A 24,443-nucleotide genomic window follows, 5' to 3' on the forward strand; every position below is an offset into this window, starting at 1 on the left:
CTGCCCCCTGGCCCCGCGATCCGCCAGGGCTACCGTGCGGACTGCTCCCTTGCCCCCACGCAGCCTGCCGCCGGTCGGGCGCCCAGGACCCAGGCCCAGTGCGGAGCGCTGCCGTTCCTGATCCAGCGGGATGGCACCTGGCTGTACCGGGGCTCGCCGATCCGCCGCAAGCCGCTGGTGTGCCTGTTCTCCAGCGTCCTGGTGCGCGACGGGCAGGGCACCTACTGGCTGGAGACCCCGGTCGAGCGCGGCTCGATCGAGGTGGAGGACGTACCGTTCGTCGCGGTCGAGCTGGACTGGCAGGGCGCCGGACGCAGCCAGACGCTCTCCTTCAGGACCAACATCGACGAAATCATCTGCGCCGGCCCCGATCATGCGCTCACGGTCGACTGGGAGCGCCCGCGTTGCGCCGAGGGGCACGGCCCGGCGCCATACCTGCATGTTCGCGGCGAGGGTGCCGCGGCGATCCAGGCCAGGGTGTCGCGCGCGGTCTACTACGAACTGGCCGCGATTTCCGTCCCGGGCCATTGCCGGGGGCGCGACTGCGCCGGCGTGTGGAGCCGCGGCGTGTTCTTCCCGATCGGACCACTGACGCCGGACGATCAGTGACCCTTGACGCCGGGTTCGGCGTTTCCCGGCTGGCTGGAAAGGATGCGCTCGACCAGGTCTGGAAGGTGCTTCCGGAGGCGCGCCTGGTCGGTGGCGTGGTGCGCGACCTGCTCGCCGGGCGGCCATCGATGGATATCGACCTCGCCACCCCGCTGCCGCCCGACGCGGTGATCCAGCGTCTGAGCCAGGCCGGCCTGCGCACCATTCCGACCGGACTCGCCCATGGGACGGTGACCGCCCTGGTGCTCGACCATCCGATCGAGATCACCACCCTGCGGCGCGACGAGGCGACCGACGGGAGGCACGCCGTGGTCGCCTGGACCACGGACTGGCGGGAGGATGCGGCGCGCCGCGACTTCACCATCAACGCCATGTCGCTGACCCGCGATGGCGTGCTGCACGACTATTTCGGCGGGGCCGCCGACCTTGCCGCCGGCCATGTGCGCTTCGTGGGCCTCGCCTCGAAGCGCATCGAGGAGGACGCGCTGCGGATGCTGCGCTACTTCCGGTTCCAGGCCCGCTACGGCACCGGCGCGCCGGACCGGGAGGCGGTCGACGCCATTGCCGCCGCCCTGCCGGCGCTCGACGGCCTGTCCGCCGAGCGGGTGTGGTCGGAACTGCGTCGCATCCTGCTGGCCCCCGACCCGGCGGCGACCTTGCTGCTGATGCAGTCGCTCGGCGTGCTCGACCGACTGCTGCCTGGCGGTGCGGCGGCGGACCGGCTGGTCCGGCGGCTGGCGCACCTGGCGATCCCGGAGGAAGTCGCCGGCGATCCGGTGCTGCGCCTCGCCGCCCTGGTTCGCGGCCCGGCCGGACCGGTTGCGGATGCGCTCCGGCTGTCCCGGGCGGAGGCGGAGCAGCTGGCCGCCCTGCTGGCCGACCGGCCGGCGCCGGTAGCGGGCCTCGACGATGCGGCGCTGCGACGGATGCTGGCGGACGAGCCGGCCAGCCTGTTGCTCGGCCGCGGCTGGCTTCGGCATGACGGCGGAAACCCGGGCGGCTGGTGCGCGGTGTGCGCCCGGCTGCGGGCGATGGCGCCGCCGGTGTTCCCACTGGCCGGGCGCGACCTGCTGGCTATCGGGCTGCCCGCCGGTCCCGCGCTCGGACGGTTGCTGGCGGCGACGCGCGGCTGGTGGCTGCAGGGCGGCTGCAGCGCCGATCATGCGGCTTGCCTCGCCCACTGCCTGGACCGCGCCCGGGAGGCCGGCGTGCTTGCGAAGTAGCGCCTGCTTCCAGAGCGCAGCCGGTGCTGCTAGAGGGCGGCCATGGATGCAGTGCCGCTGACAGAAGGTGAGGCCGCCAGCCGGCCAGCGCCTCGCTCAGGGTCGGGGGCTTCGGAAGTGGCGGCCGAGCAGACCTCGATGGCCCTGCTGCGCCGGCTCTGGCGCGAGGAGGTGCGGCACTATCGCGGCAGGCTGGTGACGGTGGGCGCGCTGACCGCCCTGATGGCCGGACTGACCGGCCTCTATCCGTTCGTCATCAGCCGCGCCCTCGACATGTTCGCCGCCCACGATCCGCGCATCCTGTACCAGGTGCCGGCGCTGGTGGTGCTGATCACCGCCGCCAAGGCCGCCTCGCAGTACGGCCAGACCATCGCCGTGCAGAACCTGGTGCTGATCGTCATACGCGGCCTGCAGGGCAAGATGTTCACCCACCTGATCCGCGCCGACGTGGCCCGCATCGAGCGCGAGGCGCCGGCCCAGCTTGCCGCCCGCTTCACCACCGACGCCATCACCATACGCGAGGCGATGATCCGCGCGGTGAACGCCTTCGGCGACAGCGTCACCGTGGTCAGCCTGGTGGTGGCGATGATCTACATGGACTGGGAGCTGAGCCTGATCGCGGCGCTGCTGTATCCGGTGGCGGCGGTGCCGATCCAGCGCATCGGCAAGCGGGTGCGCCGCGCCTCGGGCGGCATGCAGGAGCAGATCGGCAACACCGCGGCATTGCTGAACGAGAGCTTCGCGCAGGCCCGTACGGTGCGGGTGTATCGCCTCGAGCAGGCCGAGGAGCAGCGTGCCGACCGCTCCTTCGACCTGCTGCACGGCGCCATGCTGCGCATCACCCGTGGCCGCGCCAGGGTCGATCCGGTGCTGGAGGTGCTGGGCGGCACAGCGGTCGCCGCCGTGCTCGGCTTCGCCGGCTGGCGTGCTTCCGCCGGCGGCGCGACGCTGGGCGATTTCTCCGGTTTCGTCGCCTCGCTGCTGCTGGCCTCGCGGCCGCTGCGGGCACTCGGTTCGCTGAACGCGGCGGTGCAGGAGGGCCTCGCCGGGCTGGTGCGCATCTTCACGGTGATCGACGAGCCACCGGACGTGTCGGAGGCGCCGGATGCGGTGGCGTTGCCGGAGGGGCGCGGGCACCTGCGTTTCGAGGATGTCTGGTTCGTCTATCCGGACGGCCGCGAGGGCCTGCGCGGCCTGGATTTCGACGCCGCCCCCGGACTGACGGTGGCCCTCGTCGGGCCGTCCGGGGCGGGCAAGTCGACCGCGCTGTCGCTGATCCCGCGCCTGCACGACGCCAGCGGCGGCCGCATCCTGCTCGACGGCATCGACCTGCGCCGGCTGCGGCTGGCCGACCTGCGCGGCACCATCGCCTATGTCAGCCAGGACACGCTGCTGTTCGACACCTCTGTGGGCGCCAACATACGCATGGGCCGTCCGGAAGCGAGCGAGGCGGCGGTACGGGCGGCGGCGCGGGCGGCGGCAGCGGAGGACTTCATCGACGCGTTGCCGGAGGGTTTCGAGACCCGGGTCGGCACCGGCGGCCAGCGGCTTTCGGGCGGCCAGCGGCAGCGGGTGGCGCTTGCCCGGGCGCTGCTGCGCAATCCGCGGCTGCTGCTGCTCGACGAGGCCACCAGCGCCCTGGACACGGAGAGCGAGGCGGTGGTGCAGGACGCGCTGGCCCGGCTGCGGCACGGCCGCACCACCATCATCGTGGCGCACCGGTTGTCCACGGTGCGCTCCGCTGATCTCGTGGTGGCACTCAGCGACGGCCGTGCGGCAGAGTGCGGCACCCATGCTGAGCTGATGGAGCGGGACGGGCTGTATGCGCGGCTGGTGCGTACGCAGGGGCTGCAGCTCTGATTGCCGGGCGGGCCTGACAAGAGCTCCTTGCACTTCGCAGCCAACAAGCTATGTATATCCCTCGTGGATATGGAGGCCGTCCGATGCTTGCGCAGACAACCTTGTTCCTGTCCAACCGCTCCCAGGCGGTCCGCCTGCCGAAAGCGGTCGCCTTCGGCTCGGAGGTGCGCGAGGTGACGATCCTGCAGGATGGCCCGCGCCGGATCATCGTGCCGGTGGATGCATCCTGGGACGATTTCTTCGAGGCCGGCGGTGTCGATCTGGGTGAGCGCGGGCAGCCGGAGGCACAGGTCCGCGACAGCTTCTGATGCTGCGCTACCTACTCGACACCAACCTCTGCATACGAGTCATGCGCGACCGGCCGGCGGGATTGCGGCCACGCTTCAATGCCGAGGCGACCGCCCTCGGCACGTCGGACGTGGTCCTGTTCGAGCTGCTCCATGGCGCCGAGAAGTCGGCGCATCCGGCCGAGAACCGGCGGCTGGTCGAGAACTTCGCCAGCCGGTTGAGCGTCCTGCCGTTCGACAGCGCGGCAGCGGCGCACACCGCGGACATCCGGGCCAGCCTGGAGCGCAGTGGCAACGTCATCGGCGCCTACGACCTGATGATCGCGGGACACGCCCGCAGCCGGGGGCTGGTGGTGGTGACCGGCAACCTCGGGGAGTTCCAGCGGGTCGATGGGCTGCGCTGCGAAGACTGGCTGGCTGCGGCGGTGTAGGATGCCGAACAGGATGATGCGAGGGTGCATGGCGGCGATCCTGTCCGGACTGCTCACCACGGGATGCTCGGTGTTCGGGGTCCGCACGGTCCACGAGCCCGCCTACACGGTCGAGCGCAGGCTCGGAGCGGTGGAGATCCGGCAGTACGGTCCGCGCGTCGCCGCCGAGACGCTCGTCTCGGGGGACGAGATCCGGGCGCGCAGCGTCGGCTTCGAGCGGCTGGCGGGCTACATCTTCGGCGGCAACCGCGACCGCCGCAGCATCGCCATGACCGCCCCGGTGGCCCAGTCCCGGTCCATCGGGATGACCGCGCCGGTGAGCCAGAGCCGCGCCGGCTCCGGCGAGTGGCGGGTGCGGTTCTTCATGCCGGCCGGAAGCACGATCGCCAGCCTGCCGGTGCCGAACAACGCGGCCGTCGCCCTGGTGGAGGCGCCACCCGAGACCGTCGCGGTGCTGCGCTACTCCGGCACGCCTACACGCGCCGCGGTCGCTGATGCCGACGCCCGCCTGTTGTCAGGCCTCGCCGGCACCGGGCTGCGCATCGACGGCCTGCCATTCGCGTGGTTCTACGACCCGCCCTGGACGATCCCGGCACTGCGGCGCAACGAGGCCGTGGTGCGGCTTGCCAGCGCCGCACGGTGATCGCCTGGGCTCGCTGATCGAGCGGTCACAGATGTGCGAATGACCCCGGCTCGACCTTGCGCCAACGTCCCTGCAGATCGGCATGTGCCTTGGCGTAGCGTTCAAGCGAGACGGCATGGTGGAACGGGAACTGGTAGAACGAATATCTGTCGTCGCCCAACGGCAGCAGATCGACATCCGGATATTGCTCCGGATTGAAGAGGCCGAAAACGGGGAGCACGATCTGGCGGGCATTCGAAAGCCAGGCGGCCAGCCAGGAGAATGTACTCAATGGCAGAACCAGGTTGCTGGCGCAGCGGATGGTTTCGAAATCGGCCAGCGGCCCGAGTGGTGGCAGGAACACCCCGCGGGGAAATTCAGCCCGCAGTTCCCTCATGTAGGCGTTGTCCTCCGTCTGCCCCATGAAGACCGGATGCAGGCCGGTCATCTGGATTACCTCCTGGTAGAATCCGACCGGCAGCAGGCTGTAACCAGGATGCCTTGCATCCAATACCTCGCCGCCTCGAACAGGGCAGACGACGAACTGGCCGCCGAAGGACAATTGTCCTGCGTCCAGAGCAGGAAAAAGCATGTTGCACTCTTCCCTGGGTAGAAGATTCTCCATCCGCTGAAGATGGCCACGAAGATTGACGCGTTCTATCGAGCCGGTCCGGGCCAAATAGACAACCCGCTCGTGGTCGATCCTATGATCGTCGCCGGGTTCGACCATCCGCGGTTCTTGCTGCGAGACTTCGGGGTTATCGATCTGCCAGGGTCGTATGATGTAGTTCGAGAGAATGCTGCCCGGTACTGCGCGTTGAAGCTTCTTGGCGTAGATATACTTGATCAGGAGATTGGCAAAGTTGCTGTTCAAGACGTTGTGGATGACAACCGGAGGCTTTGACACCGCGCCTTACCCCTAGCGTTCTAGCCCTGATCGCAAGACCCGACTTTCAAGGATTGCTTGAACGGCAGTTGCGGTGGGAATTTCCTCTCTGCTTGTTTTACATCTTGACGCTTACGGATAGCTATCACAACGGATGGCGCGGCGGACCCGCCATTATGTAGGCGGCCGGCAATCGCGGCTGATCGGCAAATGGCGGAAAACGTTGCACTTCCGGCGCCGGAGCATCATCCGGTGGTTTCGATCGTCGATCGGATGATGCTGCTGGAACCGAAATACTTGGCGTATCAGGCTGCCCGGTAGCGCTCGAGCCAGTGCGCGTACGGGGGTGGCAGGGTCCAGGCGGCGCGGTCGATGCCGAGTTCGAGGGCGGCGGCATATGGCCAGTGCGGGTCGGCCAGCAGCGGGCGTCCGAGCATGACGAGATCGAGCTGCTCCTCCCGGATCATGCTATCCGCCTGAAGCGGCTCGCTGATCAGCCAGGAGGTCGCTACCGGGATGTCGGCTTCGCGCCGGATGCGGGCGGCGACCGGCGCCATGAAGCCCGGGCCCCAGGGGATCTTCGCCTCCGGGGTGGAGAAGCCGACGCTGACATCGAGGAAGTCCAGACCGGTCGCCTTGGCCTGGCGGATCAACTGGATTGATTCCGACAGGGTCTGCTCGTCGCGCCCGTCGAACTCGATCACCCCGAACCGCATCGTCAGCGGGCGGTCCTCCGGCCACACCGCGCGCACCGCCGCCAGCGTCTCCAGCAGGAAGCGGCTGCGGTTCTCCAGGCTGCCGCCATAGGCATCGTCGCGCCGGTTGGAGTGCGTCGAGAAGAAGCTCTGGCCCAGGTAGCCATGCGCGAAATGCAGCACCAGCCACTCGAAGCCGACATCACGGGCACGGATCGTCGCCTGCACGAAATCGTCGCGCACCCGGGCGATGTCCTCCAGGCTCATGGCCGCCGGGACCTTGGGCAGGCCGCCGCCGAAGGCCACCGCGGAGGGCGCGATGGTCGGCCAGGCGCGCGGATCGCCGTCCGGAATGTGGTCGTCACCTTCCCAAGGCCGGTTGGCGCTCGCCTTGCGGCCGGCATGGCCGATCTGGATGCCGGGAATTGATCCCGCCTTGCGGATTGCTTGCACCAGCGGCCGGAATGCCTCCGCGTGGGCGTCGCTCCACAACCCGGTGCACCCCGGGGTGATGCGGCCTTCCGGCGCCACTGCGGTCGCCTCCACCACCACCAGCCCGGCACCGCCGCGCGCCAGGCCGGCCAGATGCACCTGGTGCCAGTCGTTCGGCATGCCGTCATCGGCCATGTACTGGCACATGGGCGAGACCGCGATACGGTTGCGCAGCGTCACGCCCTTGAGCGTGTAGGGGTCGAACAGTCCAGCCATGGTCTTGCTCCCGTCGGTCCTTTCGATAGTTCTATACTGATCGAACGATGGCAAGATAGGCGCCTGCGTGGTAGCGTCACGTTGATGCGGGCGTTCAGCCATCCCGGACCCGAAACCTTCCTGCTTGAGCGTGTGCTCCATGCGCTGAGTGATCCCGTGCGCCTCGGCATCGTCAGGCAGCTTGCCCGCGAGGGTGAGGCGAGCTGCGGCGCGCTCGATGGCGGGCGTCCGAAATCCAGCGTCTCGCACCACTTCCGGGTGCTGCGCGAGGCGGGCCTGGTCTGGACCCGCAGCGACGGGGTGACCCACATGAACGCCTTGCGACGGGCAGAACTCGACCGGCGGTTCCCAGGCCTGCTGGCCGCAATCGTCGACACGGAAGCGCTTTCGTCCGGACCATGTTAAGCCTGGGTCAATAAACCGGACCAGCCAGACCAGAACCTCACGCGCGACCAAGGAAGCCTGCGATGTCCGACCAGCCCAGCTACAAGACCTACATGCATCCGGCCGGCGGCTGGGGTGCGCTGGGCGCCACCGCGAAGATCCTGCGCGAGCAGAGCGTCATCGCCCGCGGCACCACCACCCTGCTGGCGATGAACAAGCCGGACGGATTCAAATGTTCGAGCTGCGCCTGGCCGACGCCGGACCGGGTCAAGACCTTCGAGTTCTGCGAGAACGGCGCCAAGGCGCTGGCGGTGGAGACCACCCGCAAGCGGGTGACCCGCGAGTTCTTCGCCAGCACCACGGTCAGCGAGATGGCGCTGCAGAGCGACTACTGGCTGGAGGAGCAGGGTCGGCTGACCGAGCCGATGCGCTACGACGCCGCAACCGACCACTACGTGCCGTGCAGCTGGGATGCGGCATTTGCCGATATCGGCGCCGAGTTGCGGGCGCTGGACAATCCGGACCAGGCGGAATTCTACACCTCGGGGCGCACCTCCAACGAGGCCGCCTTCCTGTATTCGGTGTTCATCCGCGAGTTCGGCACCAACAACTTCCCGGACTGCTCGAACATGTGCCACGAGCCGACCAGCCGCGGGCTGCCGCACTCGATCGGCATCGGCAAGGGCACCGTGGTGATCAGCGACTTCGCCCGCGCCGAGGCGATCTTCATCATCGGCCAGAACCCGGGCACCAACTCGCCGCGCATGATGACCGAGCTGGTTGCCGCACGGCATCGCAACGTGCCGATCGTGGCGATCAACCCGATGCCCGAGCAGGCGCTGATCAAGTTCACCGAGCCGCAGAACGCGGTGCAGATGGCGACCTTCGGCTCCACTGCGATCGCCAGCGAGTTCTGCCATGTCCGCATCGGCGGCGACATGGCGGTACTCAAGGGCATCATGAAGGTGCTGCTCGAAACGCCGGACGCGCTCGACCAGGGGTTCATCGAGCAGCATACCCAGGGCTTCGAGGCGCTGGCCGCCGATATCGAGGCAACCGGCTGGAGCGAGATCGAGGCGGTCTCTGGCCTCGGGCAGGCGCAGATACGCCGGGTGGCCGCGATCTACGCGCGCTCGAAGGCGACCATCATCTGCTTCGGCATGGGCATCACCCAGCACCAGCAGGGCAGCCGCGCGGTGCAGCAGATCGCGAACCTGCTGCTGTTGAAAGGCAACTTCGGCAAGCCGGGGGCGGGGATCTGCCCGGTGCGCGGCCATTCCAACGTGCAGGGCGACCGCACCGTCGGCATCGACGAGAAGCCGACCGCCGAATATCTCGACAACCTGAAGGCGAAATACGGTTTCGAGCCGCCACGCGATCATGGCCATCATGTCGTGGATACCGTGCGCGCGATGATCGCCGGCACCGCGAAGGTGTTCATCGGCATGGGAGGTAACTTCATCCACGCCATCCCGGACACGCCGATCGCCTACGAGGCGATGTCGCGCCTCCGGATGACGGTCGCGGTCACCACCAAGCTCAATCGCGGCCACGTCATCCACGGGCGCAAGGCCTATATCCTGCCCTGCATCGCGCGCTCCGAATACGACGTGCAGAAGACCGGGCGGCAGTCGATCAGCATCGAGGACGCGATGTCCAACGTGATGGCGTCGAAGGGCATCCTGGAGCCGGCGGGCCCCGACCTGCTGTCCGAGATCGACATCGTCTGCCGCATGGCGCGTGCCACCATCCCGCGCAGCGTGGTGCCCTGGGAGCAGTATGTCGCCGACTATTCGCTGATCCGCGACGCCATCGCCGAGGTCTACCCGAAGCTGTTCGCGAACTACAACGAGCGCCTGAAGCAGCCGCACGGCTTCCATCTCTACAACGGCGCGCGCGAGCGGGTCTGGCGCACGCCAAGCGGGCGCGCCAATTTTCTGGTGTTCGAGGGCGTGGCGATGAACAACCCGATCACCGAGCCTGGCATGATGCGGCTCGCCACGGTGCGCTCGCACGACCAGTTCAACACCACGATCTACAGCTACAACGACCGTTACCGTGGTGTCCGCAACGACCGCATGGTGGTGTTCATGAGCGAGGGCGACATGCGCGAGCGCGGGCTGTCGCCGATGTCGAAGGTCCGGGTCGAGACCATCACCGGGGATGGGATCGTGCGAAGTGTCGGCAACCTGACGCTGCTGACCTATCCGCTGCCGAGCGGTTCGATCGCCGCCTATTATCCCGAACTGAATCCGTTGCTGCCGCTCGAGCATTTCGACCAACTGTCCGGAACCCCGGCGGCGAAGTCGATCCCGGTGCGCGTGGTGGCCGATACCGGTCCGGACCGGGCAGGCTTCGAGCGGACCGGCACCCAGACCGGCGCCGCCCAGGTTGCTTAGCAACGTGAGAGAAGGCGGGATCCACGTTATCGTTGCTAGGTCGCCATCAGGTTGAAGACTGCTCCGCCCTCCTGTGACGCACAAGTTGGCGGACAGATCAGCAATGCCCTTGGGCGCTGATCTCGCACCTTCAGCTTGTCTCGTCAGGAAAGGCACGAGACTGGATGCGAGCCGGCGGTGTCGTTGGCGTACAAGCGGGCGCAACGGCCATCGCCTTGCTGGACGCCTGCGTCGGTAGAAGCGGACATCCCGGTCGACGGACACTACTTCCGCAACGATGTCCGATCGTCGAGGTTCGCGTCTCGGTTCGACGCGTCCAGTCGGTTCCACTCGGCGAACCGGCCCATCCTTGTAAGGCTGTCGGCTACCGGGGAGGGCCTGGAGTCGGGTTCCTCTGCGACAGGGTCCTGCCTGGGCAGATGCAGCACGACGGTTAGATCGCTCAACAACGCATTGGCTGCCTTAAAGGTCCACTCACCAAAGCCATGTAGAACATAAAGGGTACAAAACAAGAACATGACTGGAACAGACAGATGCTCAAGCTTCATTCAGCGACCATCGTATCCACGTTCCTACTCGTATCGACACTAACGGCCTGCCAGGCTCCCGGAGAAGATGCGAGAGCGGACGTCTATACATCCGACCAGGTCAACTCGCGGCAGGCCGCCAAGGTTGTGACGGTGCTCGCCGTCATGCCGGCTCGTGTCAAGGTGGACAACTCCGCAAACCGACAGACTGCGCAGCTTGCGGTCGGGCTTCTCGGAGCCGTGGGCGGCGCATTTCTTGGCGGTGGACTTGCGCAACACGATGTTCTTGCAGTCGGAGCGCTCGGCGCCGTCGGCGGCGGTGCGCTCGGGGTGGCCGATGGTTCCATCGTTCCTGACAGTGTGCTGGTGGCCGGCGTCTCCATCACGTACGTCGAGGACGGGCAGACCTTCAACTCGGCGCAGGTTGGTAAGATCTGCGAGTATGTTCCAGGCCGGGCGATTATGATCGAGACTTCGCCTACGGTGACACGCATCCAGCCGAATGCGAGCTGCCCCGTCATCACCAAGACCTAGGCAGTGCGACGATGATCTTCAGACCCTGGTGTCTAGGACTGGTCCTTCTCGCGCCGCTGCCTGCGTTGGCGCAGGTGCCATCAAGCGAGATCGATGCGGTCTTCTCCGCGCAGCAACAACAGGAGGAGCAGTATCGGTCCGCGCAGGCGGACCAGCGGGAGCGAGAACAGCGTGATCGCCAGGTCCAGGCCAGGCACTCGCAGGCGCAGGCCGATGCCCGGCTTGCGCGCGAGAACGAGCGCGTGGCATCGGCCAGGGCAAGCCAGCAGCGGGACCAGTCCTACCAGGACCAGTTGAGGGCGCTGGCAATCCAGCGCCAGGTGCTTGATCTGCAGGCGGTGAAGACCCGCGTGGCACGGGAGAACGACTATATCGACCGAGACCTGGCCAAGAAGGGGGCCGAGACGGATGTGACGGAAAGCGAGGCAATCGCCACACGGAACCTCTCGATGGGTGCGAGAACACTGCTGGAAAGGACTGGCGAGGCAGAGGTTGATGCCGCAGCCCTGGGGAAGACCAGGGACACCGCGATCGATGGGGTCGGGTCTGCACACGCGAGGTAGGGCGCCTAAGCGTTTCGCAATCCATCTCGCGCATGCCTGGCAATGCCTGTGCCAGGTTCTGCGAGATAGCCGATCCCCGAAGAACGCTCTCGCTGCGCACCTTGCGGTGATTTCGCATCAGCGTCACGTGCCAGCTGACGCAGGACGCTGATGCGGATCCTACTGCTTTCACAGCCGCCCGGACATGATCCGGCAGTCGGGAATGCCTGGTTCGTTCACCAGCTGGTATAGCCGCCGTCGGCCAGCACGATGCTGCCGGTCAGCAGGCTGGACGCATCGGACGCCAGGAACAGCACGGTGGAGGCGATCTCGTCCGGCTCGCCGAGGCGGCCCATCGGGGTCATGTCCAGCCAGGTCTGGAACATTTCCTTGTTCTCCTTGCCGAACAGGGTCAGCGGGGTGGCGATGTAGGTCGGCGCCACCGCATTGACCCGCACGCCGCGCGCGGCCCACTCGGCGGCCAGCGACTTGGTCAGGTGATGCACCGCCGCCTTGGAGGCGTTGTAGAAGCTCTGCGGCTGCGGCTTGTTGACGATCTCGCCCGACATCGAGCCCATGTTGACGATCGCGCCGCGCCCCTCGGCCAGCATCAGGCGGCCGAACTCGCGGCAGCACCAGAACACGCCATCGAGATTGACGTCCATGTGCAGGCGCCAGTGCGCGTCCGAGGTATCCTCGGCGCGGACGTCGCTCTTGGCGATGCCGGCGTTGTTGACCAGGATGTGCGGGGTGCCGTGTGCCGCCTTCACCCGCTCGGCGAGTGCCGCGACCTGCTCGGATTTCGTCACGTCGACCGTCTCGCCGAACGCCTTGATGCCGAGCGCCTGCAGGGATTGCGCCGCCTGCTCCGACCGAGCGGGATCGATCTCGCCGAGGATCACGGTGGCGCCGGCCTCGCCGAGCGCCTGGGCGCAGGCGTAGCCGATCCCCTGGCCGCCGCCGGTGATGACCGCGATGCGGCCGTCTAGCTTGTACTTTTCCAGATACATGATGTTCCTCCGTTTGGCCGGCACGATGCGTAGCGCCTCGTCGGGGCGTCAAGTCCACCGGGTCGGCACGTTGCCCTCGGCGCGGTCCGGCGTCATCTTCGCACCCCTCAGGGAGGACAGGATGAGCGCAGCGAAAGGCGAACTCGCCTTCATCGGCGTCGACGTGGGCAGCACCAGCGCCAGGGCAGGGGTATTCACGGCCCGCGGCAAGGCTCTCGGCCAGCATGTCGAGCCGATCCGCACCTGGCGGCCGCGCCCTGACCATGTCGAGCAGTCGGGCGACGATATCTGGCGCGCGGTCTGCGCCTGCGTCCGGCAGGCGGTGGCGGCCAGCGGGGAAGGGGTGAGGATCGGCGGCATCGGCTTCGACGCGACCTGCTCGCTGGTGGCGGTGGATGCCTCGGGCGGACCGGTCGCGGTGAATGCGGACGGCGAGGATGCGCGCAACGTCATCGTCTGGATGGATCACCGGGCGGAGGCGCAGGCTGACCGCATCAACCAGGGCGGCCATGACGTGCTGCGCTATGTCGGCGGCCGGGTGTCGCTCGAGATGCAGACCCCGAAGCTGCTCTGGCTGGCCGAGACGCTGCCGGACGCGTTCCGCCGGACTGCCCTGTTCTTCGACCTGCCGGACTACCTGACCTGGCGCGCATCCGGTTCCGAGGCGCGCTCGCTTTGCTCGACGGTCTGCAAATGGACCTATCTGGGCCACGAGCAGCGCTGGGACGATGATTTCTTCCGGGCGATCGGCCTCGGCATGCTGGCCGACGAAGGGTTCGCGCGGATCGGCCGCGACGTGCTGCCCATCGGCACCCGTCAGGGCGACGGGCTAGGCCATGAGGCCGCCGAGGCGCTCGGACTGCCGGCCGGCACCCCGATCGGCACCTCTGCGATCGATGCCCATGCCGGCGGGATCGGCACCATCGGCGTGACACTTCCGGATGGTCCCGGCTTCGACCAGCGCCTTGCGCTCGTCGGCGGCACCTCGAGCTGCCACATGACGGTGTCCGACGCGCCACGCTTCGTCCCGGGCATCTGGGGGCCGTACTTCTCCGCCATGGTGCCGGGGATGTGGCTCAACGAGGCCGGACAGTCCGCGGTCGGCAGCCTGGTCGACCATGTGGTGCAGACCCATGCCGCCTATGCCGGGCTGAAGCCGGAGCAGGGCAGCATCTACCCGGTGCTGAACGAGCGGCTGGCGGCGATGGCGCAGGCCGAGGGCGTCGCGCATCCGGCCATGCTCGCGGCCGGGCTGCATGTCGATCCGGACTTCCACGGCAACCGCTCGCCACGCGCGGATAGCAGCCTGCGCGGCATGGTCTCCGGCCTGAGCCTGTCGGCCGGTCCGGACGACCTGGCCCGCCTCTATCTGGCGACCCTGCAGGCGCTGGCGTATGGCACCCGGCACATCGTCGAGACGCTGAACGCGACCGGCTACCGCATAGACACCATCCTGGCCTCCGGTGGTCACAACAAGAACCCGACTTTCCTGCGCGAGCACGCCGATGCCACCGGCTGCCGCATCGTGCTGCCGGAGGAGCCGGAGGCGGTGCTGCTGGGCGCCGCGGTGCTCGGCGCGGTGGCCGGCGGCGCCTATGCCTCCGTGCAGGATGGCATGGCGGCGATGACCCGCGCCGGCCGCATCATCGAGCCGGATCCGGCGGTGCGGGATTTCCACGACCGCAAGTACCGGGTGTTCCTGCGCATGACCGAGGACCAGCTGGCCTATCGCGCCCTCATGTCTTCAGCCTGACCGGCGCGGTTGCCGGCCCCGCCGGTTCATGTCTAAAACTGACCGAACGGGTCGGTCAGCGCCCGATCGGATCGGGTGCTGCATCCCCTTGGGCGAACTTTGAGGCATGAATGGCTGAGAACGACTCTTCCGGGGATGACAAGGATCAGGACAAGTCCGCCGAGCAGGGCAAGTCCTCCGGGCAGGGCAAGCCTGACGACTCTGCCAAGAATCCCGACGACAAGAAGGCCAGCGAGCAGGAGCAGAAGCGCGAGCAGTCGCGCCAGAAGGCCAAGCCCTGGGTGCGGCTCGGACTCATCCTGTTCATCATCATCGTCGTGGTCGGCGGGTTCTTCTACTGGTGGACCACCCGGTTCGAGGAGAGCACCGACGACGCCTTCACCGCCGGCCGCACCATCACGATCGCGCCGCATGTCGCCGGCTACGTGGTCGAGCTCGACGTCAACGACAACGAGTTCGTGCATCAGGGCCAGGTGCTGGCGCGCATCGACCCGCGCAACTACCAGGCCACCCACGACCAGGCGGCGGCAACGCTGGAGCAGGCGAAGGGTCAGCTGGAAGGCGCCAGGTACCAGGTCGAGGTGGCGAAGCAGAACTTCCCGGGCCAGCTCAAGCAGGCGCAGGGCCAGCTGCTGATCGCCGAGGCCAACGAGTTCAACGCCGAGACCGAATACAAGCGCCAGCACAACATCGCCCGCGCCGCCACCACGCAGCAGGCGGTCGACAACTCGACCGCCGGACTGAAGCAGGCGCAGGGCCAGGTGCTGCAGGCGCAGGGCACCGTGCAGCAGAACACGCCGATCCAGAGCAACATCGGCAATGCCACCACCCGCATCACCCAGCAGGCGGGATCGCTCGCGCAGGCACAGGCGCAGCTCGACCTCGCCAACCTCAACCTGGAATGGACGGTGATCCGCGCCCCGCACGACGGCTGGATCTCGCAGCGCAACGTCGAGCGCGGCAACTATGTGCAGGCGGCGCAGTCGCTGTTCTCGATCGTCGAGCCGGAAGTCTGGATCACCGCCAACTTCAAGGAAACCCAGATCAACGACATCCGCCCCGGCCAGCCGGTGAAGATCTCGGTGGACGCCTACCCGTCCCTCAAGCTGGAAGGCCACGTCGACAGCATCCAGAACGGCTCCGGCGCCGCGTTCAGCGCCTTCCCGCCGGAGAACGCCACCGGCAACTACGTCAAGATCGTGCAGCGCGTGCCGGTCAAGATCATCATCGATGACGGGCTGAACCCGAACATCCCGCTGCCGCTCGGCATCTCGGTCGAGCCGACCGTCGACACCAAGTCGGCCTCGGGCAGATGAGAGCGGGCGAATGAGGATGGCCCGGTGAGCGGCTCGCAGCAGCCTTGGAAGCCGAAGGCCAACCCGTGGCTGATCGCCATCGTGGTCACGGTGGCGGCGTTCATGGAGGTGCTCGACACCACCATCGTGAACGTGGCGCTGCCGCACATCGCGGGCAACCTCTCGACCTCCTATGACGACGCCACCTGGGCGCTGACCGCCTATCTCGCCGCAAACGGCATCGTGCTCACGGTGTCCGGCTGGCTCGGCCGGGTGCTCGGCCGCAAGCGCTATTTCATGATCTGCATCGCCATGTTCACGGTGTGCTCGTTCCTGTGCGGGATGTCGCAGAACCTGCCGGAACTGATCATATTCCGCATGCTGCAGGGGCTGTTCGGCGGTGGCCTGCAGCCGAACCAGCAATCCATCATCCTCGACACCTTCCCGCCGGAGAAGCGTTCCGGCGCGTTCGCGATCACCGCACTCGCGACCATCGTCGCCCCGGTGCTCGGTCCGACGCTCGGCGGCTACATCACCGACAATGCGTCCTGGCGCTGGGTGTTCTTCATCAACGTGCCGATCGGCATCGCCGGCGTGCTGGCGGTGGCCGCCCTGGTCGAGGATCCGCCCTGGGCGCAGAAGCGCAAATCCTCGATCGACGTGGTCGGGTTGTCGCTGATCATCCTCGGACTTGGCTGCCTGCAGGTGATGATGGATCGCGGCGAGGACGACGACTGGTTCGGCTCGCCGTTCATACGCATCCTGGCCTTCCTGTCCGTCACCGGCATCCTCGGCGCCATCGGCTGGCTGCTGACGGTGAAGAAGCCGGTGGTCGACCTGCGCGTGTTCGGCGACCGCAATTTCGCCGTGGGCGCGCTGCTGATCGGTGCCGTCGGCTTCGTGCTGTATTCGTCGGCTGTTCTGGTGCCGCAATTCTCGCAGCAGGTGATCGGCTACACCGCCACCCTGGCCGGACTGGTGCTGTCACCGGGCGCGCTCGGCATCATCGTGCTGATCCCGTTCATCGGACAGGTGCTGAAGCGGGTGCAGGCGCGCTTCGTCATCGCCTTCGGCTTCTTCATCATGGGCGCGGCCCTGATGTATTCCGCGCACCTGGTGCTGTCGATCGACTTCCGCACCCTGGTGTTCTACCGCATGGCGCAGGCGAGTTGCCTCGCCTTCCTGTTCGTGCCGATCAGCGTGGTCACCTACCAGACGCTGCCGAAGGAGCTGAACGGTGACGCTGCGGCGCTGTTCAGCATGATGCGCAACGTCATGGGTTCGATCGGCATCTCGTGCGCGACCTCGCTGATTACCGAGCGCACGCAGATACGCGAGGCGCACATGGTGCACTGGATGACGCCGTTCCATCAGCCGTACAACGACTACAACTTCCACACCCGGCAATACCTGACGCAGCTCGGGCGGTCGCAGGCGTCGCTGGATGGCGGCGTCACCCACCAGATCTACCAGGAATTCATCCAGCAGGCCTCGGCGCTGGCCTACAACGACGCCTTCCATACCTTTGCCGTGGCCTGCTTCGCCATCGTGCCGCTGTGCTGGCTGCTGTCGCCGAACAAGCCGGGTGGCGGTGGCAAGGCACCGGCCGCGCATTAGGGCAGCACGACATTGGAACCGATCTTCGAGCGCGTGCTGCTGACCAACGACGACGGCATCGCCGCCCCCGGGCTGGCGGTGCTGGAGCAGGTGGCCGCCACCCTCGCCCGCGAGGTCTGGGTGGTGGCGCCGGCGCATGACCAGAGCGGCACCTCGCACTCGCTCAGCCTGCACGCGCCGCTGCGCATCGAGACGCTGGGCGAGCGGCGCTTCTCGGTGCAGGGCACGCCGGCGGATTGCGTGGTGCTCGGCGTGCGGCATCTGCTGCGCGATGCGGCGCCCGACATGATCCTGTCCGGCGTCAACCGTGGCGCCAATCTCGGCGTCGAGACGGTGTTTTCCGGCACGGTGGGGGCGGCGATGACCGGGCTGCTGCTCGGCGTGCCGTCGATCGCGCTCAGCCAGGCCTTCGAGGATCGCGCCGCGGTGCCGTGGCCGACCGCCGCTGCACTCGCCGGGCCGGTGATCCGCCGGCTTTCGGAAAGTGCGAAGGGCGGGGCCGGCTGGAGCGGCAGCGCCTGCCTCAACGTGAACTTTCCGGCCTGCGCGCCGGACCAGGCCGGCCCGTTGACGGTGACGCGCCAGGGCGAGGGGCTGCTCGACGGCATCGAGATCCTGTCGCGCGCCGATCCGCGCACGCTCGACTACCACTGGCTGCAGATCAGCCGTCGGTCGCGCCAGGATGCCGCCGACAGCGAGGCGGCGGCGCTCGACCGCCGCGCGATCTCGGTGACGCCGCTGCGCTTCGAGCGTACCGACGATGCGGTGCTGGACCGCCTGCGCGACGCCGTCGGAGCGGCCTGACCTTCTCCTGATGCGACCTCTTCTCGGTATCGATTTCGGCACCACCAACAGCGTGGTGGCCGAGCTTGCGGCGGATGGCAGCATCGTCACCCGGATGCACGCATTCGGGCAGGCGCAGCTGCATGCCTTCCGCACCGTGCTCTGCTTCTGGAGCGAGGATGCACGGGGACGCAGCCTGCTGCACCATGCAGCCGGGCCGGCGGCGGTGCAGGCCTATCTCGACGATCCGCTCGACAGCCGGCTGATCATGTCGATGAAAAGCTATCTTGCCCAGAAGAGCTTCGTGCAGACCAATATCTTCGGACGCATGCACGGCCTCGAGCAGATGGTCGCACTGTTCCTGCGCGACCTGCTCGGCGAAGCGACGACAGACGCCATGCTGGTGGTCGGGCGTCCGGTGCAGTTCGCCGGCGAGTTCGCCGATGACGCTTTCGGGGAGGCCCGCCTGCGCGCCAGCTTCGCGCAGGCCGGACACCGGGGGATCGAGGTGGCGCTGGAGCCGGAGGCAGCCGGGTTCCGCTTCGCCCAGGAGCTGGATGCGGCTGCGACGGTGCTCATCGGCGATTTCGGCGGCGGCACCAGCGACTTCTCGGTGCTGCGCTTCGAGCCGGGCCAACCGGCGCCGGTCATCACGGCGCTCGGCCGTGCCGGCGTCGGGATCGCCGGCGACAGCTTCGACGCCCGCATCATCGACCAGGCGATCTCGCCGCTGCTCGGCCGCGGCGACAGCTATTCCATCATGGGCAACGCGCTGCCGGTGCCGCCGGAATATTTCTCCGGCTTCGCGCGCTGGCACCGCCTGTCGCTGATGCGCACCCCGCGCATGCTGCGCGAGATCGCCGAGGTGGCGGCGGCCAGCGAGCATCCGGAACGCCTGCGCACGCTGATACGCCTGATCGAGGATGAGATGGGCTATCCGTTGTATCAGGCGGTGAGTGCCGCCAAGGCGGAGCTCTCACACGCGGACTTCGCAGTGCTGCGCTTCGAGCATGGCGATTTCGCTGTCGAGCGCCGTATCGCGCGGCACGAGTTCGAAGGCTGGATTGCCGCCGACCTCGCCCGCATGGCGGCGGCAGTCGGGCGGGCGCTCGACCGGGCCGGCATGCGCGCCGACGAGATCGACCGGGTGTTCCTCACCGGAGGCACCTCGTTCGTGCCCGCGGTGCGCGGCATGTTCGAGCAGCGCTTCGGCGCAGGGCGCGTGTCCGGCGGCGGCGAGTTCGTTTCGGTTGCGGAGGGATTGGCGCTGATCGGGCGGGCCAGGCTGCGATCACAATGAAGCTGTCACATTCCAGGATGGGAAATCCGGCCCCTTGCAGTCGTTGCACGCGCAGTACAGTCGATTACGAGGAAAGGCCTCTCCCAATGCACGCCAAGCTTATCCGTCGGATCCTGATCGGCACCCTGCTGATCGGTCTCGGCGCCTGCACGTCCGGCAACACCAACTCCGGCCCGACCGGCACCTTCAACAACAACGGCGTGTCGAAGGGCCACCCGGGCGAAAGCTCCTGACCGGTTGACTGCGCGGGCGGCGGCAGGCTTCAGCTCGAAGCCAGCATCCGCCCGAGCGGCTTGCCACCGAACAGGTGAACGTGGAAATGCGGCACCTCCTGTCCGGCATGGTCTCCGATATTGCTCAGCAGGCGATAGCCCGAGGCATCCAGACCGAGTTGGGTGGCAACCGTACTGACCGCCCGGAAAAAGCCTGAAATTTCCGCATCACCCGCGCGAGCGGCGAAGTCGGCGAACGAGACGTAGGCGCCGCGCGGGATCACCAGGATATGCGTCGGCGCCTGCGGCGAGATGTCGTTGAACGCCACCGCATGTTCGTTCTCGAACACAAGGGTCGCCTGGATCTCGTGGCGAAGGATTCGCGCGAAGATGTTTCCGTTGTCGTAGGGGCCCAGGCCGGAAACCGTCATCTCATTCTCCCGTATTGCGTCCGGCCGGCACCCAGCGGGACCGCGACGCTTTTTCGGCGATGCCGCTGACCCCCTCGCGCCGGCGCAATTCGTTCCACACCGCATCCGGCCGCAGCCCGGCATCCACCCACAGCACGATGAGATGGTACAGCACGTCGGCGCTCTCGCCGATCAGCTTGTCGCCGTTGCCGGCGACCGCCTCGATCAGGCACTCGACCGCCTCCTCGCCGAACTTCTGCGCCACCTTGTGCGTGCCGCGCGACAGCAGGCGGGCGGAATGGCTGACGTTCGGATCGGCGTCGCGACGGGCCACCACTGTCTCGAACAGCCGGTCGAGGACGGAAGCCGTCGAGCCGGTCTCGAGCGACGCGGACTTCGATGGCTTCGCCGCGAGGCCTTGCGTCTTGGCGCTGGTCAGCCGCTGCACCTTCTTGCGTAGTGCGGACTTGGCAGGCGGCTTGGACGCGGTCTTGCCCGCCGCCCGGCCGGTAGCCTTCGCCCCCTTGCCACCGCCCTTGGCGTCCTTGCTCATGCAGTCTGTTCCTGTGTCTGCAGACGGACCGGCAGGCTCGCCGCGGCCAGCGCGGCCTTCACCTCGCCGACCGTGAACTGGCCGAAATGAAACACGCTGGCGGCCAGCAGCCCGGAGGCTCCGGCCCGTGCGCCGTCGATGAAATGCGCCGGCTCGCCGACCCCACCGGACGCCACCACCGGCACCCGCACCGCCTTGCAGACCGCGCCCAGCAGGTCGAGATCGAAGCCGGAGCGGGTGCCGTCGCGGTCCATCGAGGTCAGCAGGATCTCGCCGGCGCCAGCCTCCTCGACCTGCCGGCACCAGGACACCGCATCCAGCCCGGTCGGCGTGCGGCCGCCATGGGTGAACACCTCCCAGCCGCCATGGCCGTCGGCGCGCGCATCGACCGCCACCACCACGCACTGGCTGCCGAACTTGCGCGCCGCCTCCGCGACCAGGGCCGGGCGCGCCACCGCCGCCGAGTTCATCGCGCACTTGTCGGCGCCGGCAAGCAGCAGGCGGCGCATGTCCTCGGGAGAGCGCACCCCGCCGCCGACGGTGAATGGCAGGAAGATGCGCGCGGCGGTGCGGCTCACCACGTCCAGGATGGTGTCGCGCTGCTCGTGGCTGGCGGTGATGTCGAGGAAGGTGAGCTCGTCGGCGCCGGCGGCGTCGTAGATCGCGGCCTGCTCCACCGGATCGCCGGCATCGCGCAGCGAGACGAAGTTCACGCCCTTGACGACGCGGCCATCCTTGACGTCGAGGCAGGGGATCACGCGCAGCTTCAGCATGCGGCGCCACCCAGCGCCGCGAGCGCCGCTGCCGGGTCGATGCGGCCGTCATAGAGCGCACGCCCGACGATCACCCCCTCGATCCCGGAATGCTCCGGCAGCCGGTCGCGGGCCACATCGCAAAGCGCCACCAGGTGGTCGAGCGTGCCGACGCCGCCGCTGGCGATCACCGGGATGCGCACCGCCCCGGCCAGGGCGGCGGTCTGCTCCAGGTCGAGGCCTGACAGCATGCCGTCGCGCTCGATCTCGGTGAAGATGATCGCCGCCGCACCCTCCTGCTCGACCCGCCGCGCCAGCTCGATGGCCCTCAGCTCCGAGGTCTCCGCCCAGCCCTCGGTCGCCACCTTGCCGGAGCGGGCATCGATGCCGATGACGATGCGGCCGGGATGCAGGCGGCACGCCTCACGCACCAGCGCCGGGTCCTTCACCGCGGCGCTGCCGAGGATGACCCGGGCGATGCCGGCCTCGAGCCAGGTCTCGATCGCGGCGAGGTCGCGCAGGCCGCCGCCGAGCTGCACCGGCACCCGGGCGGCGGCGAGGATCGCGCGTACCGCCGCCTCGTTGACCGAGCGACCGGCAAAGGCGCCGTTCAGGTCGACCACGTGCAACCACCCGAAGCCGGCTTCGCCCCAGGCACGGGCCTGCGCACCGGGATCGTCGGAGTAGACGGTGGCGCCGGCCATCTCGCCACGACGTAGCCGCACGCAGGTGCCGTCCTTGAGGTCGATGGCGGGATACAGCGTCAGCCGCCGGTTGCCACCCGACACCACGGAAGTCTCAGGCATCGAGGATCCCGCCCGATTGCAGGCGCTTGGTGAAGAACAGGCCGCGCACCACCCGGCCGCCGACCCGCGCATAGTGCGGGTGGGTACCCCAGTGGGTGAAGTCCAGGCTGCGATAGAGTGCGATCGCCGCGACCTGGGTCTCGCGCACGTCGAGATTGAGCACCTGGTAGCCCATCGCGCGCGCGCAGCTCTCGACCTCGCGGGTCAGCATGCGGGCGAGCCCGTGGCCGCGCGCATAGGGCGCCACGTAGCTGTGCATCAGGGTGGCGCTCATCGCCTGCGCCTCGTTGTTGCGCGGCGGCCGCACCAGCTGCGCCGCACTGACGATGATGCCGTCGAGGCGGCCGACGAACAGCGTGCGTTCCGGAACCATCAGCAGGCCGCGGAAATAGCGCTCCAGCACCTGGCGGCCCGGCGACTTCACCCAGCCGAAGCCGCCGCCGTCGAGGATTGCCGCGGAGGTCGCCTCGCACAGCCCCTGCATGTCGTCGTCGTCCAGGCCGGTGACCCGTTCGACCGCCAGCCGGCTCGGTACGGAAGCGTTGGATCCATCGGCCTGCATCAGGCATCCCCCGCCGGCGACCAGAGCAGGAAGTTGGCGAGGATGCGCAGCCCGACCGCCTGGCTCTTCTCGACATGGAACTGGGTGCCGGCACGATTCCCCCGTGCGACCAGCGCCGGCACCGGGCCGCCATAGTCCGTGGTGGCGATGACATCGTCCGCCGCGTGCGCGCGCAGCGCATACGAATGCACGAAGTAGGCGTGGTCGCCCGGCTGCAGGCCGGCGGTGAGCGGATGCGCGCCCGGCGTGAACAGCAGCTCGTTCCAGCCCATCTGCGGCAGCCGCAGGCCGGGCACCCGCATCGGCGCGATCTCGCCGGCGATCCAGCCGAGACCCCGGGTCTCGCCATGCTCCAGGCCGCGATCGGCCATCAGCTGCATGCCGACGCAGATGCCGAGGAAGGGGGTGCCGCCGTCGGTCGCGTCGACCAGCGCATCGCGCAGGCCGGGCACCGCGCCCAGGCCGGTCGCGCAGTCGAGGAAGGCGCCCTGCCCGGGCAGGACGATGCGCCCGGCGGCGCGCAGTTCGGCAGGGTCGTCGGTGATCGAGATACTGGCGTCGATGCCGCCCAGGCGGGCCGCCTCCTCGAGCGCCCGTGCCGCCGACGCCAGGTTGCCGCCCGCGTAGTCGACCACCGCGACCCGCATCATCCGCGTTCCGGCCCAGCGCGGGTCAAGCACCGCCTCCGAGCAGCTCCGGCCGGTGATCGAGCAGGCGCAGCAGAGCCTCGCCGGCATCGCGCCCGGCCACCAGCGGACCGACGGTGAAGCCGCGCAGCCGCAGGTCCCAGCGCCGCAGGTCGTTGGCGAAGAACGCCACCAGTATGTTGATACCGGCCAGCATGACCCAGTGCCCGGGCAGGTGGCGCGTCAGTGCGAGGACCGGCAGGCTGACGGCGCCGACCAGCAGCGCCGGCATCCAGGCGGCGAACAGCAGCCCGAGCCAGCCGAGGACGATGCAGCGCCAGGCGATGCCCTCCCGGACCAGCACCGGCGGCGCACCGGCACGCGGCGAGTCCGGCGGGTGGAAGTGCGAGCTGTACAGCTTCACAGCACACCCTTGGTCGAGGGGATGGCGTCCGACGCGCGCGGATCGGGTTCGCTCGCCATGCGCAGGGCGCGTGCCACCGCCTTGAAGCAGCCCTCGGCGATATGGTGGTTGTTGCTGCCCGCCTTCTGCGTGACGTGCAGGGCGAGGCCGGCATTGGAGGCGAAGCCGCGGAAGAACTCCTCGAACAGCTCGGTATCCATCTCGCCGATCTTGTCACGCGGGAACCGCACGTCCCAGACCAGGAACGAGCGGCCGGAAATGTCGATGGCCGCTTCCACCAGCGCCTCGTCCATCGGCACCACCGCGTGCCCGTAGCGCCGGATGCCGCGCTTGTCGCCGATGGCGCGCGCGAAGGCCTGGCCGAGCGCGATGCCGGTATCCTCGGTGGTGTGGTGGAAATCGACATGCAGGTCGCCCCGCGCCTCGATCGCGAGGTCGAACAGGGCGTGCCTGCCGAGTGCGGTCAGCATGTGGTCGAGGAAGCCGATGCCGGTGGCGATACGGGTCTGGCCGCTGCCGTCGAGCCCGAGGGTGAGCGCGATACTGGTCTCGCCGGTCACGCGCCGCACCTCGGCCGTGCGGCGGGTCGCGATGGGAGCCGAGGTGGGGGCGGGGTCTGCATCCATGACGGCA

Annotated in this window: 25 protein-coding genes and 1 pseudogene; 16 read left to right on the plus strand and 10 right to left on the minus strand. The window is 68.2% G+C overall.

What is annotated here, in order from left to right; translation table 11 throughout:
* The first annotated feature begins 18 nt into the window (after nt 1-18).
* The 6 genes from FE263_RS22495 (at nt 19) to FE263_RS07105 (ending at nt 5,053) form a co-directional block, all read left to right on the plus strand.
* A complete protein-coding gene (locus FE263_RS22495) occupies nt 19-609 on the plus strand; it encodes a DUF1285 domain-containing protein (RefSeq protein WP_408886174.1) in 591 nt (196 codons plus the stop codon).
* Complete coding sequence (locus FE263_RS07085) at nt 606-1,832, plus strand: CCA tRNA nucleotidyltransferase (RefSeq protein ID WP_138325264.1); 1,227 nt, start codon at nt 606-608, stop codon at nt 1,830-1,832. Before FE263_RS22495 ends, FE263_RS07085 begins: the two co-directional genes overlap by 4 nt.
* 138 nt (nt 1,833-1,970) lie before the next feature.
* The gene (locus tag FE263_RS07090) at nt 1,971-3,692 is read left to right on the plus strand and encodes an ABC transporter ATP-binding protein (protein ID WP_240759133.1); all 1,722 of its coding nucleotides are present in this window, start codon (nt 1,971-1,973) and stop codon (nt 3,690-3,692) included.
* A gap of 83 nt (nt 3,693-3,775) precedes the next feature.
* Nucleotides 3,776-4,000 (plus strand): type II toxin-antitoxin system VapB family antitoxin, encoded by a 225-nt coding sequence (gene vapB, locus FE263_RS07095; RefSeq protein WP_138325266.1) that lies wholly within the window; start codon nt 3,776-3,778, stop codon nt 3,998-4,000.
* The gene (gene vapC / locus FE263_RS07100; protein WP_138325267.1) at nt 4,000-4,410 is read left to right on the plus strand and encodes a type II toxin-antitoxin system tRNA(fMet)-specific endonuclease VapC; all 411 of its coding nucleotides are present in this window, start codon (nt 4,000-4,002) and stop codon (nt 4,408-4,410) included. The genes vapB and vapC overlap by 1 nt, the downstream gene beginning before the upstream one ends.
* A 28-nt stretch (nt 4,411-4,438) precedes the next feature.
* Complete coding sequence (locus FE263_RS07105; RefSeq protein WP_240759134.1) at nt 4,439-5,053, plus strand: SOUL family heme-binding protein; 615 nt, start codon at nt 4,439-4,441, stop codon at nt 5,051-5,053.
* Between the two features lie 25 nt (nt 5,054-5,078).
* Here the strand turns inward: FE263_RS07105 and FE263_RS07110 are convergent, their stop codons facing one another.
* Nucleotides 5,079-5,906, minus strand: coding sequence for an O-fucosyltransferase family protein (locus FE263_RS07110; protein WP_138325268.1), 828 nt, complete (start codon nt 5,904-5,906; stop codon nt 5,079-5,081).
* A gap of 317 nt (nt 5,907-6,223) precedes the next feature.
* Entirely contained in the window at nt 6,224-7,321 is a 1,098-nt protein-coding gene (locus FE263_RS07115; protein ID WP_138325269.1) for an NADH:flavin oxidoreductase/NADH oxidase, read from the minus strand.
* Nucleotides 7,322-7,405: 84 nt separating this feature from the next.
* Between FE263_RS07115 and FE263_RS07120 the strand changes: the two genes are divergently transcribed.
* The 4 genes from FE263_RS07120 (at nt 7,406) to FE263_RS07135 (ending at nt 11,728) form a co-directional block, all read left to right on the plus strand.
* Complete coding sequence (locus tag FE263_RS07120) at nt 7,406-7,726, plus strand: ArsR/SmtB family transcription factor (RefSeq protein WP_138325687.1); 321 nt, start codon at nt 7,406-7,408, stop codon at nt 7,724-7,726.
* A gap of 62 nt (nt 7,727-7,788) precedes the next feature.
* Complete coding sequence (locus tag FE263_RS07125; RefSeq protein WP_138325270.1) at nt 7,789-10,104, plus strand: FdhF/YdeP family oxidoreductase; 2,316 nt, start codon at nt 7,789-7,791, stop codon at nt 10,102-10,104.
* A gap of 533 nt (nt 10,105-10,637) precedes the next feature.
* On the plus strand, nt 10,638-11,165 hold the full coding sequence (locus FE263_RS07130) for a hypothetical protein (RefSeq protein WP_138325271.1): 528 nt from the start codon (nt 10,638-10,640) through the stop codon (nt 11,163-11,165).
* An 11-nt stretch (nt 11,166-11,176) separates the two neighbouring features.
* Entirely contained in the window at nt 11,177-11,728 is a 552-nt protein-coding gene (locus FE263_RS07135) for a DUF5384 family protein (RefSeq protein WP_138325272.1), read from the plus strand.
* A gap of 215 nt (nt 11,729-11,943) precedes the next feature.
* On the opposite strand, the gene FE263_RS07140 is transcribed toward FE263_RS07135, so the two are convergent.
* Complete coding sequence (locus FE263_RS07140; protein ID WP_138325273.1) at nt 11,944-12,717, minus strand: SDR family NAD(P)-dependent oxidoreductase; 774 nt, start codon at nt 12,715-12,717, stop codon at nt 11,944-11,946.
* A 121-nt stretch (nt 12,718-12,838) separates the two neighbouring features.
* On the opposite strand from FE263_RS07140, the gene FE263_RS07145 reads away from it, so the two are divergent.
* The 6 genes from FE263_RS07145 (at nt 12,839) to FE263_RS22040 (ending at nt 19,698) form a co-directional block, all read left to right on the plus strand.
* The gene (locus FE263_RS07145; RefSeq protein WP_138325274.1) at nt 12,839-14,470 is read left to right on the plus strand and encodes an FGGY-family carbohydrate kinase; all 1,632 of its coding nucleotides are present in this window, start codon (nt 12,839-12,841) and stop codon (nt 14,468-14,470) included.
* Between the two features lie 110 nt (nt 14,471-14,580).
* Complete coding sequence (locus FE263_RS07150) at nt 14,581-15,786, plus strand: HlyD family secretion protein (RefSeq protein ID WP_138325275.1); 1,206 nt, start codon at nt 14,581-14,583, stop codon at nt 15,784-15,786.
* Nucleotides 15,787-15,810: 24 nt separating this feature from the next.
* On the plus strand, nt 15,811-17,382 hold the full coding sequence (locus tag FE263_RS07155) for a DHA2 family efflux MFS transporter permease subunit (RefSeq protein ID WP_240759136.1): 1,572 nt from the start codon (nt 15,811-15,813) through the stop codon (nt 17,380-17,382).
* 12 nt (nt 17,383-17,394) lie between these two features.
* On the plus strand, nt 17,395-18,186 hold the full coding sequence (gene surE / locus FE263_RS07160) for a 5'/3'-nucleotidase SurE (RefSeq protein WP_138325276.1): 792 nt from the start codon (nt 17,395-17,397) through the stop codon (nt 18,184-18,186).
* A gap of 10 nt (nt 18,187-18,196) precedes the next feature.
* Nucleotides 18,197-19,465 carry an Hsp70 family protein gene (locus FE263_RS07165; protein ID WP_138325277.1) on the plus strand — a complete coding sequence of 423 codons (1,269 nt, stop codon included), beginning with the start codon at nt 18,197-18,199 and terminating at the stop codon, nt 19,463-19,465.
* 86 nt (nt 19,466-19,551) lie between these two features.
* On the plus strand, nt 19,552-19,698 hold the full coding sequence (locus FE263_RS22040; protein ID WP_171033987.1) for a hypothetical protein: 147 nt from the start codon (nt 19,552-19,554) through the stop codon (nt 19,696-19,698).
* Between the two features lie 29 nt (nt 19,699-19,727).
* On the opposite strand, the gene FE263_RS07170 is transcribed toward FE263_RS22040, so the two are convergent.
* From FE263_RS07170 to hisB, 7 genes and pseudogenes are all read right to left on the minus strand, one after another.
* Nucleotides 19,728-20,108 carry a histidine triad nucleotide-binding protein gene (locus FE263_RS07170; RefSeq protein WP_138325278.1) on the minus strand — a complete coding sequence of 127 codons (381 nt, stop codon included), beginning with the start codon at nt 20,106-20,108 and terminating at the stop codon, nt 19,728-19,730.
* A gap of 1 nt (nt 20,109) precedes the next feature.
* Complete coding sequence (locus FE263_RS07175; protein WP_138325279.1) at nt 20,110-20,640, minus strand: phosphoribosyl-ATP diphosphatase; 531 nt, start codon at nt 20,638-20,640, stop codon at nt 20,110-20,112.
* Nucleotides 20,637-21,413 carry an imidazole glycerol phosphate synthase subunit HisF gene (gene hisF, locus FE263_RS07180; RefSeq protein ID WP_138325280.1) on the minus strand — a complete coding sequence of 259 codons (777 nt, stop codon included), beginning with the start codon at nt 21,411-21,413 and terminating at the stop codon, nt 20,637-20,639. Before hisF ends, FE263_RS07175 begins: the two co-directional genes overlap by 4 nt.
* Nucleotides 21,407-22,760, minus strand: a pseudogene (hisA, locus tag FE263_RS22500) (1-(5-phosphoribosyl)-5-[(5-phosphoribosylamino)methylideneamino]imidazole-4-carboxamide isomerase). The gene hisF and the pseudogene hisA overlap by 7 nt, the downstream one beginning before the upstream one ends.
* Nucleotides 22,760-23,407, minus strand: coding sequence for an imidazole glycerol phosphate synthase subunit HisH (gene hisH, locus FE263_RS07195; protein WP_138325689.1), 648 nt, complete (start codon nt 23,405-23,407; stop codon nt 22,760-22,762). Before hisH ends, hisA begins: the two are co-directional and overlap by 1 nt.
* A gap of 25 nt (nt 23,408-23,432) precedes the next feature.
* Nucleotides 23,433-23,810, minus strand: coding sequence for a hypothetical protein (locus FE263_RS07200; protein WP_138325283.1), 378 nt, complete (start codon nt 23,808-23,810; stop codon nt 23,433-23,435).
* Entirely contained in the window at nt 23,807-24,403 is a 597-nt protein-coding gene (gene hisB, locus FE263_RS07205) for an imidazoleglycerol-phosphate dehydratase HisB (RefSeq protein ID WP_138325690.1), read from the minus strand. The genes FE263_RS07200 and hisB overlap by 4 nt, the downstream gene beginning before the upstream one ends.
* Nucleotides 24,404-24,443: the final 40 nt, after the last annotated feature.

Source organism: Lichenicoccus roseus (genome assembly GCF_005844085.1).
In the GTDB taxonomy this organism is placed as follows: domain Bacteria; phylum Pseudomonadota; class Alphaproteobacteria; order Acetobacterales; family Acetobacteraceae; genus Lichenicoccus; species Lichenicoccus roseus.

Excerpts from the sequence above, each read along its gene's own strand:
- vapB (WP_138325266.1), top strand. The coding sequence starts at position 3,776 with ATGCTTGCGCAGACAACCTTGTTCCTGTCCAACCGCTCCCAGGCGGTC.
- FE263_RS07115 (WP_138325269.1), bottom strand. The coding sequence starts at position 7,321 with ATGGCTGGACTGTTCGACCCCTACACGCTCAAGGGCGTGACGCTGCGC.
- hisF (WP_138325280.1), bottom strand. The coding sequence starts at position 21,413 with ATGCTGAAGCTGCGCGTGATCCCCTGCCTCGACGTCAAGGATGGCCGC.
- FE263_RS07165 (WP_138325277.1), top strand. The coding sequence starts at position 18,197 with ATGCGACCTCTTCTCGGTATCGATTTCGGCACCACCAACAGCGTGGTG.
- hisH (WP_138325689.1), bottom strand. The coding sequence starts at position 23,407 with ATGCGGGTCGCGGTGGTCGACTACGCGGGCGGCAACCTGGCGTCGGCG.
- FE263_RS07150 (WP_138325275.1), top strand. The coding sequence starts at position 14,581 with ATGGCTGAGAACGACTCTTCCGGGGATGACAAGGATCAGGACAAGTCC.
- FE263_RS07125 (WP_138325270.1), top strand. The coding sequence starts at position 7,789 with ATGTCCGACCAGCCCAGCTACAAGACCTACATGCATCCGGCCGGCGGC.
- FE263_RS07130 (WP_138325271.1), top strand. The coding sequence starts at position 10,638 with ATGCTCAAGCTTCATTCAGCGACCATCGTATCCACGTTCCTACTCGTA.
- FE263_RS07135 (WP_138325272.1), top strand. The coding sequence starts at position 11,177 with ATGATCTTCAGACCCTGGTGTCTAGGACTGGTCCTTCTCGCGCCGCTG.
- FE263_RS07145 (WP_138325274.1), top strand. The coding sequence starts at position 12,839 with ATGAGCGCAGCGAAAGGCGAACTCGCCTTCATCGGCGTCGACGTGGGC.
- FE263_RS07175 (WP_138325279.1), bottom strand. The coding sequence starts at position 20,640 with ATGAGCAAGGACGCCAAGGGCGGTGGCAAGGGGGCGAAGGCTACCGGC.
- FE263_RS07170 (WP_138325278.1), bottom strand. The coding sequence starts at position 20,108 with ATGACGGTTTCCGGCCTGGGCCCCTACGACAACGGAAACATCTTCGCG.
- FE263_RS22040 (WP_171033987.1), top strand. The coding sequence starts at position 19,552 with ATGCACGCCAAGCTTATCCGTCGGATCCTGATCGGCACCCTGCTGATC.
- FE263_RS07140 (WP_138325273.1), bottom strand. The coding sequence starts at position 12,717 with ATGTATCTGGAAAAGTACAAGCTAGACGGCCGCATCGCGGTCATCACC.
- vapC (WP_138325267.1), top strand. The coding sequence starts at position 4,000 with ATGCTGCGCTACCTACTCGACACCAACCTCTGCATACGAGTCATGCGC.
- FE263_RS07090 (WP_240759133.1), top strand. The coding sequence starts at position 1,971 with ATGGCCCTGCTGCGCCGGCTCTGGCGCGAGGAGGTGCGGCACTATCGC.
- FE263_RS07105 (WP_240759134.1), top strand. The coding sequence starts at position 4,439 with ATGGCGGCGATCCTGTCCGGACTGCTCACCACGGGATGCTCGGTGTTC.
- FE263_RS07120 (WP_138325687.1), top strand. The coding sequence starts at position 7,406 with ATGCGGGCGTTCAGCCATCCCGGACCCGAAACCTTCCTGCTTGAGCGT.